Raw genomic sequence first — 12,520 nt, forward strand, 5'->3', positions numbered from 1 at the left:
ACCGGCCCGGTTTCGGTTGGGCCCGGGTCGGCACACTCGTACCACCCAAGACCCTCGCGGCTGGTCGCACAAGGGTGCGTATTGCCACGTTCGGGATCGGTAATCTCCGGTTCGCCGGCCGTTCGCGGGGCCCGGAAACTCCGTTGCACCGCACGACCAGCATCGCTCACGATGCATGTATGAGCACGACGGGGGAGAACACGAGGGAGATCGCGGGGCGCGCTCTCATGGCGTACACGGGGGTTATGCCATGAGCGCGCGCCTGCGCGGTATCGCGCGGCAGACCGAGGAGATCGTCGCGGCCGGGGGCTACCGCACGGCGGACGGGCGCGAGGTGTCCATCGCGGACGGGACCGAGGCGGCCCGGACCGGCACGAGCCTCCACGGACCTGAGCCGGTGCGCATACCGGCGTTCTCACCTGCGGACACGTTCATCGAGGTCACGGGCGAGAGCAGCCTGGAGGCCGCCAGCCGGGTCACCGGCCCGGTCGCCGTACTGAACTTCGCCTCGGCCCGCAATCCCGGCGGCGGTTTCCTCAACGGAGCCCAGGCCCAGGAAGAGGCCCTGTGCCGCGCCTCCGCGCTGTACACCTGCCTGCTTGAGGCCCGCGGTTTCTACGACCACCACCGCGCCCACCGCGACCCGTTCTACACGGACCGGGTCATCCACTCACCGGCCGTCCCCGTCTTCCGCGACGACAAGGGCCGCCTCCTCGACGAGCCGTACACCGCCGGATTCCTGACGGCCGCAGCGCCGAACGCGGGGGTCGTGCTGCGCACGGTACCCGAGCGCGCGGCCGAACTGCCGGGCGCCATCGCCGTACGGGCGGAGCGGGTGCTGGAGACGGCGCTCGCGCACGGTTACCGGCGGCTGGTCCTGGGGGCCTGGGGCTGCGGGGTGTTCCAGAACGACCCGGTGCGGGTCGCGGGTGCCTTCCGCGCGCTGCTCGGGCCGGGCGGACGGTTCGCCGGGGCCTTCGAGCACGTGGTGTTCGGCGTCCTGGACCGCACACCGGGTGCCACGGTCCGGGACGCCTTCGTACGAGCGTTTCCGGAGCCGCAGCTCCAGAGCTAGCCGCTCAGGTCCAGCCGTAGCGCTCGTGCAGCCGGTGGCGGACGAGGTTGAAGCGCATCTGGTCGATCGCGCATGCCTCGCGGCGCATGCCGTCCTCGTGCAGGCGCAGGATGCGGTCCACGTCGACCCAGGAGTCGCGGCCGGACTTGTCCCACGGGCCGTTGCCGATCGCCACCCACTCGCGGTCGGCGTCGTGCCGCTTGCTGGAGAGCTGGACGGCGAGCAGCGTCCCGCCGGGCTCACGGGCCACGACGAGCACCGGGCGGTCCTTGCCCCGGCCGTCGTTCTCCTCGAACGGCACCCAGGTCCAGACGATCTCACCGGGGTCGGGATCCCCGTCGTGCGCGGGGGAGTACTCGGTACGCACCTTGCCGACCTCGCGCGGGTCGGCCTCGGTGGTGGCGGAGGGGCCGTAGCGGCCCGGGACGTTCTCATCGGTAAACGCGGTCACGGGGGGCACCTTAGAGGGTGTCCCCCGCGACCGGTGCGTCAGCCTCCCGTTGACGTCACTTCTCGTCCTTCTCCACCGGCACCTTCTGCGACGGCGGCGGTGTGCTCCCGTTCAGGGCCGAAGTCCCGTTCGGGGTCTGGCCGTTCTGGTTCATCGAGGAGAGCAGCTGACGGGCCAGACCGAGGCCCGTGCCGCCCATGGTGAGCGCCTTGGCGAGCATCTCCGCCATGCCGTCGGCCCCGTTGAGGACCACCATGTTGTCGACGCTGCCGAACGCGGACGCGCCGGCCTTCACGATCTCCGGCCAGTTCTCGGCGAGTTGCTGCGCGACCACCGCTTCCTGGTTCTCGGCGAGGGCCGCGGCCCGCGCCTTGATGGCCTCCGCCTCGGCGAGACCCTGGGCCCGGGTCGCCTCGGCGGCGGCCAGACCCTTCGCCTGCGCGGCTGCCGCCTCGGCCTCACCGGTGGCCCGGGTGGCCGTCGCGGCGGCGGCACCTCGTGCCTGGGTCGCCTCGGCCTCGGCGTTCGCGGCCGTCTTGATCCGGCTCGCCTCGGCCAGGGCCGCCAACTCGGTCTCCTTCGCCTTGGCTTGAGCCGCGGAGATCCGCGCGTCACGCTCGGCCTCGGCACGGGCCCGGGTCTCGTACGCCTGGGCGTCCGCGGGCTTGCGGACGTCCGCCTGGAGCTGCTGTTCCCGGCGCAGCGCGTCGAGTTCGGCGATCCGCGTCTCCTGTACGACGACGTCCTGCCGGGCGGCGGCGTCCGCGAGCGGTCCGGCCTGCCGGGCCTTGGCCGCCGCCTTGTCGCGCTCGGCCTGGTAGCCGGCCTGGAGGATCTCGCTGTCCCGGGTGGCCTCCGACATGTGTGCCGCGGCCCGCTGCTCGGCCTCGGTGGCCAGCCGGTTCGCCTCGGCCTGCGCGATACGCGCGTCCCGCTGCACGGCGGCGGCGTGCGGCATCGCGAGGTTCTTGATGTACCCGGTCGGGTCCTCGATCTCGTGGATCTGGAGCGAGTCCACGATCAGACCCAGCTTCTCCATCTCCGTACCGCACGCGGCACGGGTCTGGCCCGTCAGCTTCTCCCGGTCGCGGATCATGTCCTCGACCGTCAACCCGCCCACGATGGACCGGAGATGACCGGCGAACACGTTGTGCACCCGCTCCGACATCATCTTCTGCTGGTCGAGGAAACGACGGCCCGCGTTGGCGATCGACACGAAGTCGTCGCCCACCTTGAAGATGACCACGCCCCGCACCTTGAGCGGAATGCCCTGGGTGGTCACGCAATCCACGTGCAGTTCGGTCTCGTTGAGGTCCAGCGAGATCTTCCGCACCGCCTGCACACCCGGCAGCACCAGCGTGCCGCGCCCCGTGACGATGCGGAACCCCATGCCCTCTTCGAGGCCTTCGGTACGGTGTTTCGAGCCCGAGATGATGAGTGCCTCGTTGGGCTCGGCGACCCGCCACATCGACTTGAACAGACCGATCAGTACGAGGACGGCGACAAGCGCCACCCCCGCTACGACGCCGATGACCATCGGCATACGCCCCCTAGTGATGGTGCCCTTTCGGCACCGAACGAAGGGAGTGTGCGCCTGTGCGACACCGGGGTACAGGCGTTGACGGATCCTTGTTGCAATCTTGACGCGAACACCCTTGAAACGGCTCTCACCTGCGGGGGAGCACGCTCAACTGTCGTATGCCGCTGTTACGTAGACGGTACGCGGCGGGAGATATTCCACGACCATCACGACGGTGCCCCGCTCGATCCGGTCGGTGCCCGTGGCGGCGTACGCGAGGAAGTGCTCGGCGCCGCCGCGCACCCGGACGATCACCTCACCGACGAGCCCCGGTCCGACCGCCCCCGTGACCCGCCCCATCAGCCCGACCATCGAAGCGTCTTCCATGGTCACAGGGTACGGGCCGAACGCTCCTGTGCCGCCGGGGAATCCGCGTCGATCGGCTCCGGCCACCGCTCGTGCCAGCGCAGCTCCGCCTCCAGCTGGGCGGCCAGCGACAGCAGCAGCGGCTCGCTGTTCGCCGGGCCCAACAGCTGGGCGCCGACCGGGAGTCCGCCCGCGACGAACCCGGCGGGGACGTTGACGCCGGGCCAGCCGAGGATGTTCCACGGCCAGGCGTAGGGGCAGGCGGCGATCATCGCGCGGTCGGTGGCCAGTCCGTCCAGGTCGAGCATCGCGCCGATGAGGGGCGGGGGAGCGGCAGTTGTCGGCGCGAGGACCAGGTCGTATCTGCCGAAGAACGCGCCGAACCGGTCGTGCAGGGTCGCCTCCGCGCGCCGGGCCGCCCGCAGCGGTGCCCCGCCGAGCAGCCGACCGAGACGGGCGGCCTCCAGGGTGCGGCGGTCGAGGAGCTCCGGGTGCGGTGCCTCGCGGACCCGCTCGGCGAGACCGACGGTGGCGCGGGGGAGGAAGGTCAGCCCGATCTGTCCGTAGGGCGGATCGTCCTCCACGACCGTGTGACCCAACTGGGCCAGTTTCTCGGCGAGTTCGAGGACCCGGGCCCGTACGTCCGGGAGCAGTCGGGCCGGGAGCGCGGTGAACGGCGGCTTGAGGGAGAGCGCGATGCGTAGTCGGCCGGGATCGCGCCCCACAGCCTCGGACATCCGCAGCGCGGGCGGCCGGTGTGGGTCCTGGGTGTGGTTGCCGCTGGCCGCGTCCAGGAGCAGGGCCGCGTCCGCGACCGTACGGGCGAGGGTGCCGTTGACCGTGATGCCCTGGAAGGACTCGCCGCGCGGCCAGGTCGAGATACGGCCGCGCTGCGGTTTGACGCCGACGAGGTGGGTCCAGGCGGCGGGGATGCGGACCGACCCGGCGCCGTCCGAGCCGAGCGCGGCCGGGACCAGTCCCGCCGCGACGGCCGCCGCCGAGCCGCCGGACGAACCCCCGGGCGTATGAAGGGAGTTCCACGGATTGCGGGTCGAGCCGAACGCGGGCCCCTCGGTGAACGGCCACTGCCCGAGCTCGCAGGTGTTGGTCTTCCCGACGATCACGGCACCGGCCGCCCGCAGCCGTCGTACCGCCTCCCCGTCCTCCGCCGCCGGTGGGAACTCACCCTCGCAGCCGAACGCGGTCGGCTCGCCCGCCACGTCCGTGTCGTCCTTGACGGCGATCGGCACCCCGAGCAGTGACTTGCGCGTCCCGGCGGCCAGTTCGCGGTCCGCCGCGTCGGCCTCGGCGAGCGCGGCCTCCCGCCGTACGACTCGAAAGGCGTTCAGGGAGGCCTGAGTTGCCTCGATCCGGGCCAGTGCCCGCTCGGTGAGGGCGCGGGAGGTCACCTCGCCGGCGGCCAGCGCGCGGGCGGACTCGGCGAGGCCGGGGGAACGGTCGGGCGTCATGGCGGCACCTCCGGAGCGGGTGGTCCACCGAACGGTAACGGCCGGGCGCCCGGTGCGGTGCGGATGCGGCAACTTCCCGCGTGGCGTGGGTGGTTGACGCTCCGCCACCAGGTCCGTTACCAGGTCTGCCACAGGCTTCCCACAGAGATCTTCCAGCACTGCGCAAACCATTGACGTGTTCCTGACCCACCCCTACCTTCTGACCGAATTCACGAACCGCGTTCGACATGGCGAACGTCCGAGTCTCCGGGAGAGCCGCCCGTGACCACACGTCCCCCCACACCGTCCCGCCGCGCCCTGCTGCGCGCGCTGGCCGCCCTGCCCGCCTCCGCACTCGTCCTGGGCGAGGCCCCGGGCCTGCTCGGCACTGCCCTGGCCGCCCCCGCCGCCGGCTACGCGACCCGCTACACGATCGTCCCGTTCCTCAACAGCGACGACGGCACCGTCAACGTCTACCAGTCCGACGACGCCACCGACTTCCGCCTCGTCCAGTCCTCCGCCTACACCCCGCCCAGCAACCGCATCCGCGACGCCAGCGTGTTCAAGCACACCGACGGCTCCTACTACCTGACGTACACCACCCACACCTGGGAGGACGTCAGCACCACCATCGGTTTCGCCCGCAGCTCCGACCGGGTCAACTGGACGTTCCTGTACGACTACACGGTCCCGATCACCGACCTGTCCCGCGCCTGGGCCCCCGAGTGGTTCGTCGACGCCGACGGCAGTGTCAACGTCATCGTGTCCTGCTCCACCACCGACGACGAGTGGATCTTCACGCCGTACCGGCTGAAGGCCACCAACTCCGCGCTCACGGCCTGGAGTTCACCGGTCGCCCTGTCCGGCATCGGCTCCAACCACATCGACACCTACATCGTGCGCATCGGCTCGACTTACCACGCCTTCACCAAGAACGAGACGGCCAAGTACATCGAGTACGGCACCGCCACCAGCCTCACCGGCCCCTACACGATCTCGAAGACCGGCGACTGGGCCGGCTGGGGCAGCTACCGCGAGGGCCCCTCGGTGGTCCAGCTCGACAACGGCGGCTGGCGGATCTTCTTCGACGGCTACGGCGACGGCAACTACTACTACAGCGACAGCTACGACACCTTCGCCACCTGGTCCGCGCCGACCGCGCTCACCACCCTCTCCGGTACGGCACGCCACTTCACGGTCATCAAGGAGACGGTGTCCGGCGGCCCGAGCCTCGCGACCGGTGTCACCCGCTCCTTCCAGTCCGCCAACTACACGACCCGCTACTGGCAGGAGGTCTCCTCTCTCCTCAACCTGCCGGTGGTGACCAGCGCCAGCACCAGCGCGCTGAAGCAGGCGTCCACGTTCACCGTCGTCGCAGGGCTCGCCGACGCGACCGGCTTCTCCTTCCGGGACAGCGCGGGCAACTACCTTCGCCACTACGACTTCCGGGGCCGCTTCGACGCCAACGACGGCACGACGACGTTCGCGCAGGACGCCACGTTCTACGCCCGGACCGGCGCCACCACCGGGTCGCTCCGCTTCGAGTCGTACAACTACCCCGGCTACTACCTGCGCCACTACAACTACCAACTGCGGGTGGACCCGACGGACGGCACGGACCTGTTCCGTACGGACAGCTCGTTCGTGCCGGTGACGGCCTGGGCCTGAGCGCGGGCGGGGCTCAGTCGGTGAGACCGAGTGCCCCCGCTGCCTGGATCGCCAGCCAGACCTCGGCCAGCGCGCCCGTCGACGTGAGGTCGCGGTGGGTGAGGGTGCCGAAGCGGCGCAGCCGGTAGGCGAGGGTGTTCGGATGGATGTGCAGGGCCGCCGCGGCCGTGTCGGTGCGGCGGTCCCGCTCCATCCAGGTGCGGGCGGAGACCAGCAGCTGCGAGTCGTGGGCCTCGTCGTAGCGCAGCACCTCGCCGAGCACGTGCTCGACCAGTGCCGTCAGGACGGCCGGGTCGTCGGGCAGCCAGCGGCCGGTCGCGTCGTCGCCGTAGCGGACGACGGGACGGCCCGACTCCACCGCCTTGGAGACCGCCCACAGTGCCTCGCGCTGGGCGACCCGCAGCGCGGCTCCGGGGAGGAAGGGGCGGCTCATCCCGCTTGCCACGCCCGGGAGTTCACCGATGGCCACGGTCAGCTCCGGCGCGCCCAGGACGTAGCGGTCCTCGCCCCGGGTGAGCAGCAGATGGGGGTGGTCCTCCAGACAGCGCAGCAACGCCTCGTCGGTGGTGTGCCGCACGACGACGAGTACGGTGTCGCCGTCGATCGCGTGCCGGGCGAGTCTGCGGCGCGCCGCCTCCGGGTCGAGGACCTCCTGAAGGAGTTCGGCCAGGGTCTCCGCGCCCTCGCGGCGCAGTGTCTCGCGTTCGTTGCGGACCATGGCGAGCCGCAGTGCCGCCACGGTGGCGATGTGCTGGGCGACGGCGAGCCCGGCCGGTTGGGCGCCCTGCCGCTCGTAGGCGACGAGGAAGCCCGCCGGGCCGCCGGGCGCGGGCACCGGCAGGACGAATCCGCCGGGGACGGTCGGCGGGGCGTCGACGGAGGCGGGCAGGACGGTCGGATCCGGCACGGGGACGCCTGGCAGCAGCGGGCGGCCCTGTGGCGTGCACAGATAGACGTCGTAGCCGGAGAGGTCTTCGAGGCGGCGCAGCAGGGTCGGGGTGTCCAGGTCCTCGGCGACCAGCCAGCGCAGCGCGCCGAACACCTGGAGCTGCGCGCCCAGCCGGTGCCCGGCGTCCTCCTGGACGGAGGCCGCGACTTCCTGGGCGATCGCGATGAACGGGACGGCGAGCGGCACTTCGAGCACCGGGAAGCCGCGCTCCTCTGCTGCCCGGAAGAACGCCTCGTGCAGCGGCGGCATGTGCAGCTGCGCGGAGAGCGCGAGCGCGGACACCCCGGCGTCGTCCAGCCGCTCCAGATAGGCGCGCTGTCCGGCCGCCGTACGCGGCACCGCGAGACCCGTCGTCATGATCACCTCGGCACCCAGCAGCCAGGGTGTGGGATCGGTGAGTTCGCTGGCATGGGCCCAGGACACGGACCGGCCGAGCCCGCCGCGACCGGCCTTCACCGACAGCTGTAGAGCCGGGAAGGCGAGCAGATCCTCGACGGTCACTTTGTTTCCAGCCACAAAAGGAAGCGTACTGCTCCGTGACCGACACAATTGTCGCCGATCGTGCGCGGGCCACAGACTGTGGAACCGGCCCCCCGCATGAACGGAAGGTGGAGCGCCAGTGACGACCTCGATCACCGAAATCGAGACCTACGGCGTCGAACGGATCCCGGACGAGGACCGCACGGCCCGCCCGATCGACCTGTTCCGGCTCGCCTTCGGCGGTGCCAACACCTTCGCCACCTGTGTGCTGGGCGCCTTCCCGATCCTCTTCGGCCTTTCCTTCTGGCAGGGCCTCGCGGCGACCGTCCTCGGCCTGGTCGCGGGCGCGCTGCTGCTGGCCCCGATGGCCCTGTTCGGCCCCACCAACGGCACGAACAACGCCGTCTCCTCCTCCGCCCACCTCGGTGTGCACGGCCGGGTCGTCGGCTCGTTCCTCTCCCTGCTCACGGCCGTCGCGTTCTTCTCGATCTCGGTGTGGTCCTCGGGCGACGCGCTCGTCGGCGGCGCGCACCGCCTCGTCGACGTCCCCGAGTCGGACGTCACCTACGGCATCGCGTACGCGGTCTTCGCCGGGCTCGTGCTGGCCGTTTGCGTCTACGGCTTCAAGTTCATGCTGCTGGTCAACAAGATCGCGGTGCTGGCCGCGTCGGCCCTCTTCGTGCTCGGCGCCTTCGCCTTCGCCGGCGACTTCAACCCCGGCTACGCGGGCACCTTCGCCTCCACCGCCGACCCGCTGTTCTGGCCGTCGTTCATCGGCGCCGCGCTGATCGTGCTCTCCAACCCGGTCTCCTTCGGCGCGTTCCTCGGCGACTGGTCGCGCTACATCCCGGCCGGGGCGCCGCGCCGCCGGGTGATGGGCGCCGCGTTCCTCGCCCAGCTCGCCACCCTGCTGCCGTTCCTCTTCGGCCTGACCACCGCGTCGATCATCGCCTCGAAGGCCGCCAAGTACGTCGACCCGGCCGCCCCCAACTACGTCGGCGGCCTCCTCGCGATCTCGCCCGGCTGGTACTTCCTGCCGCTCTGCCTGATCGCCCTGATCGGCGGCCTCTCCACCGGCACGACGTCCCTCTACGGCACGGGCCTCGACTTCTCCAGCGTCTTCACGCGCTTCAGCCGCGTCCAGGCCACCTTCTTCATCGGCGCCCTGTCGATCGCGTTCATCTTCGTCGGCCGCTTCGCGCTGAACCTCACGCAGTCCATCTCCACGTTCGCCACGCTGATCATCACCTGCACCGCGCCCTGGATGATCGTCATGACCCTCGGTTACGTCACCCGGCGCGGCTGGTACGACGCGGAGGCCCTCCAGGTCTTCAACCGCCGTCAGCGCGGCGGGCGTTACTGGTTCGCGCACGGCTGGAACTGGCGCGGCATGTCCACCTGGCTGGTCTCCGCCGTCGTCGCCCTCCTGTTCACCAACCTCCCCGGCCAGTTCGTCGGCCCGCTCGGCGACCTCGCGGGCGGCACGGACATCTCGCTGCCGGTCGGCCTCGCCCTCGCGGTCGTCCTCTACCTCGCTCTGCTCACCGTGTTCCCCGAGCCGCGCGAGGTGTACGGCCCGGACGGCCCCCGCTTCGTCCGGGCGTCCGACACACCGGTGCCGCCCATCACCGGCGACGGCACCGAAGCGCCCGCCCCCGAGCCCGCCGCGGCCAACTGAGCCCCCGCAAGGAGCAGTTCATGAGCACCACCGTCCAGGAAGTCCGGGCCGCCGCCGACGCGCTCGTCGCCGCCTTCGCCGAAGGCCGCCTCGACGACTACTTCGGCTCCTTCGCCCCGAACGCGAGCTTCGTCTTCCACACCACCCCGCAGCGGCTCGGCTCCACCGCCGAGTACCGCGCGCTGTGGCAGCGGTGGGTGGACGAGGACGGCTTCCGCATCCTCGGCTGCGTCTCGTCCGCGCAACTCGTCCAGCCCTTCGGCGACACCGCCGTCTTCAGCCACGACGTGGAGACCCGGATCGCCACCCACTCCGGCGAGGAGACCGCCCAGGAACGGGAGACCATCGTCTTCGCCAAGGCGGACGACGGCGCCTGGGTCGCCGTACACGAGCACCTGTCCGCCCGCAGCGCCGCCTGACCAGGAGAGACGTCCATGAGCACCACCTTCCGCAACTACATCGACGGTGCGTTCGCGGACGCCTCGGACGGCCGCACCCTTGATGTCGTGGACCCCACCACCGGTGACGTCTACGCGACCTCCCCGCTCTCCGGCGCGGCCGACGTCGACGCGGCGATGGCCGCCGCCGCTGCCGCGTTCCCCGCCTGGCGCGACACCACACCGTCCGTACGGCAGCGCGCGCTGCTGAAGATCGCCGACGCGATGGAGGCACGGGCCGACGAACTGGTCGCCGTCGAGAGCCGCGACACCGGCAAGCCGCTGCACCTCACCCGCAGCGAGGAACTCGCCCCCGCCATCGACCAGATCCGCTTCTTCGCGGGCGCGGCGCGGATGCTCGAAGGCCGTTCGGCGGGCGAGTACATGGAGGGCATGACCTCGATCGTCCGGCGCGAGCCGGTCGGTGTGTGCGCACAGGTCGCGCCCTGGAACTACCCGCTGCTGATGGCTGTCTGGAAGTTCGCGCCCGCGCTCGCGGCCGGCAACGCGGTGGTCCTCAAGCCCTCGGACACGACCCCCGCCTCCACCGTCCTGCTCGCGGAGATCATCGGTTCGATCGTGCCGAAGGGCGTCTTCAACGTCGTGTGCGGCGACCGCGACACCGGCCGGCTGATGGTCGAGCACCCCACCCCCGCGATGGCCTCCATCACCGGCTCCGTGCGCGCCGGCATCCAGGTCGCCGAGTCCGCCGCGAAGGACGTCAAGCGGGTCCACCTGGAACTCGGCGGCAAGGCCCCCGCGGTGGTCTTCGAGGACGCCGACCTGACGAAGGCGGTCGAGGACCTGGTCGTCGGCGGCTTCTTCAACGCGGGCCAGGACTGCACGGCCGCGACCCGCGTCCTGGTCCACGAGTCGGTCCACGACGAGTTCGTGGCCGCGCTCGCGAAGGCGGCGGCCGGGACGAAGACCGGGCAGCCCGACGACGAGGACGTGCTCTACGGCCCCCTCAACAACGCGGCCCAACTCGCCCAGGTCAGCGGCTTCGTCGAGCGCCTCCCCGAACACGCCAGGATCGAGACGGGCGGCCACCGGGTCGGCGACCAGGGCTACTTCTACGCCCCGACCGTCGTCTCCGGCCTCCGCCAGGACGACGAGATCGTCCAGAACGAGGTCTTCGGCCCGGTCATGACCGTCCAGTCCTTCACCGACGAGGCCGAGGCCGTGCGCCACGCCAACGGCGTCGACTACGCGCTGGCCTCCTCCGTGTGGACCGGGGACCACGCGCGGGCGATGCGGATGTCGAAGGCGCTCGACTTCGGCTGCGTCTGGATCAACACCCACATGGCGCTCGTCGCCGAGATGCCCCACGGCGGCTTCAAGAAGTCCGGCTACGGCAAGGACCTTTCGGCCTACGGCTTCGAGGACTACACCCGGATCAAGCACGTCATGACGTCACTCTGACCTGAGGGCGGTCGGTTCCTTCAGGGGCCGCCAACGGCCTTCCCGCGCGGGGTCGATGGAGCTGCGCCACACCAACGTCCCGCCGATCAGACCGGGTTCGTCCCGGGGCGACAGGGCCGGGGCTTCGAGCGCGTCGGCGGTCTCCTCCAGGTAGGTCACCAGCGTGTCGCGCTCGTCGTCCGGGATGTCGTGGTAGCGCGACCACCGGCCGAGGAACCCGGTCTCCGTGTCCAAGTAGAGCCCCGCGACACGGTCGTTGGGGCCGTCCGCGACGACCGGGATCCAGCCCGGCCGCCACACGGTGATCCGCTCCTCCTCGGGACGGCCCGCGTCGGCCGTGTCCATGCTGGCCTGGGCATCCGTCTTCCGCCGGTACACGGCGGCCACCGCGTCCAGGGGCAACAGCGCCCGGTTGCCCGGCAGACACCCCCGCCCGTCGGACCCGTCGTCGCCCCCGGTCAGCAGCCACAGGACGGTCAGCTCGACCGGTATCCGCACCCCGAGCTCGCTCTCCAGGGCGGCGACGGCGGCCAGTTCGGCGCCTGTGCGGAGCGCCGCGTAGGAGTCGGGCGCGTTGTCCCGGAGCCAGTGCGTGATCCGGCGCCAGGCGTCCGCGACCTCCCGGACGGTGAGCGCGGTGACATCGGGGTCGGTTGGATCGGCGGGGTTGGTGGGGTCGCCGGGGGTGGCGGCCAACTCCCGTTCCTGCTCCGCCACTTGTACGTCGTCGGATTCGGCGGACGGGGCCAGGGTGACGTACCGGATCTCGATGCGGTCGGGCTCGTGCAGGTAGCCGACGGCCAACGCGGGACAGTCCTCGAACAGCTCACCGTCGACCAACACGGTACGGATACCGGGCAGTTGTGACGGCACCCCCATGTCCGGGTCGTCGGCGAGCTGCCCGGCCACGGCCTTCAACGCGTACGGAGCACCGGCCCCGAACCGGGCGGCGGCGTCCCGCACGAGCGCGGGGATTTCGACGTCCACGGCTTGGTGCTCCTTGCGGTCGGAGGAGGAAGAGCGACGC

Annotated in this window: 11 protein-coding genes; 5 read left to right on the forward strand and 6 right to left on the reverse strand. The window is 71.2% G+C overall.

Translation table 11 applies throughout. The annotated features are described in order from the left end of the window. Positions 1 to 250: 250 nt before the first annotated feature. Entirely contained in the window at positions 251 to 1,075 is an 825-nt protein-coding gene (locus tag ACWIHT_RS28440; protein WP_456171134.1) for a TIGR02452 family protein, read from the forward strand. Between the two features lie 4 nt (positions 1,076 to 1,079). Here the strand turns inward: ACWIHT_RS28440 and ACWIHT_RS28445 are convergent, their stop codons facing one another. From ACWIHT_RS28445 to ACWIHT_RS28460, 4 genes are all read right to left on the reverse strand, one after another. After that, complete coding sequence (locus tag ACWIHT_RS28445) at positions 1,080 to 1,526, reverse strand: type II toxin-antitoxin system PemK/MazF family toxin (protein ID WP_200709130.1); 447 nt, start codon at positions 1,524 to 1,526, stop codon at positions 1,080 to 1,082. A gap of 55 nt (positions 1,527 to 1,581) precedes the next feature. After that, positions 1,582 to 3,069, reverse strand: coding sequence for a flotillin family protein (locus tag ACWIHT_RS28450; protein WP_456171135.1), 1,488 nt, complete (start codon positions 3,067 to 3,069; stop codon positions 1,582 to 1,584). A 144-nt stretch (positions 3,070 to 3,213) separates the two neighbouring features. Next, positions 3,214 to 3,432, reverse strand: coding sequence for a hypothetical protein (locus ACWIHT_RS28455; protein ID WP_234467570.1), 219 nt, complete (start codon positions 3,430 to 3,432; stop codon positions 3,214 to 3,216). Positions 3,433 to 3,434: 2 nt separating this feature from the next. Next, positions 3,435 to 4,880: an amidase gene (locus tag ACWIHT_RS28460; RefSeq protein WP_456171136.1), complete on the reverse strand. Its 1,446-nt coding sequence runs from the start codon at positions 4,878 to 4,880 to the stop codon at positions 3,435 to 3,437. Positions 4,881 to 5,141: 261 nt separating this feature from the next. On the opposite strand from ACWIHT_RS28460, the gene ACWIHT_RS28465 reads away from it, so the two are divergent. Beyond that, complete coding sequence (locus ACWIHT_RS28465; protein ID WP_456171137.1) at positions 5,142 to 6,527, forward strand: glycoside hydrolase family 43 protein; 1,386 nt, start codon at positions 5,142 to 5,144, stop codon at positions 6,525 to 6,527. A gap of 13 nt (positions 6,528 to 6,540) precedes the next feature. Here the strand turns inward: ACWIHT_RS28465 and ACWIHT_RS28470 are convergent, their stop codons facing one another. Continuing rightward, the gene (locus ACWIHT_RS28470) at positions 6,541 to 7,992 is read right to left on the reverse strand and encodes a PucR family transcriptional regulator (RefSeq protein ID WP_456171138.1); all 1,452 of its coding nucleotides are present in this window, start codon (positions 7,990 to 7,992) and stop codon (positions 6,541 to 6,543) included. 103 nt (positions 7,993 to 8,095) lie between these two features. Between ACWIHT_RS28470 and ACWIHT_RS28475 the strand changes: the two genes are divergently transcribed. From ACWIHT_RS28475 to ACWIHT_RS28485, 3 genes are read left to right on the forward strand one after another with little or no spacing between them, the layout of a single operon-like run. Next, the gene (locus ACWIHT_RS28475) at positions 8,096 to 9,634 is read left to right on the forward strand and encodes a purine-cytosine permease family protein (protein WP_456171139.1); all 1,539 of its coding nucleotides are present in this window, start codon (positions 8,096 to 8,098) and stop codon (positions 9,632 to 9,634) included. A gap of 20 nt (positions 9,635 to 9,654) precedes the next feature. Next, positions 9,655 to 10,053: a nuclear transport factor 2 family protein gene (locus ACWIHT_RS28480; protein ID WP_456171140.1), complete on the forward strand. Its 399-nt coding sequence runs from the start codon at positions 9,655 to 9,657 to the stop codon at positions 10,051 to 10,053. A 15-nt stretch (positions 10,054 to 10,068) separates the two neighbouring features. Next, entirely contained in the window at positions 10,069 to 11,493 is a 1,425-nt protein-coding gene (locus ACWIHT_RS28485; RefSeq protein WP_456171141.1) for a gamma-aminobutyraldehyde dehydrogenase, read from the forward strand. Here the strand turns inward: ACWIHT_RS28485 and ACWIHT_RS28490 are convergent. Then, positions 11,485 to 12,480, reverse strand: a complete 996-nt coding sequence (locus tag ACWIHT_RS28490; RefSeq protein WP_456171142.1) for an SMI1/KNR4 family protein — start codon at positions 12,478 to 12,480, stop codon at positions 11,485 to 11,487. The genes ACWIHT_RS28485 and ACWIHT_RS28490 overlap by 9 nt on opposite strands. Between the last annotated feature and the right edge of the window lie 40 nt (positions 12,481 to 12,520).

The organism is Streptomyces sp. NPDC002276 (assembly GCF_053891435.1).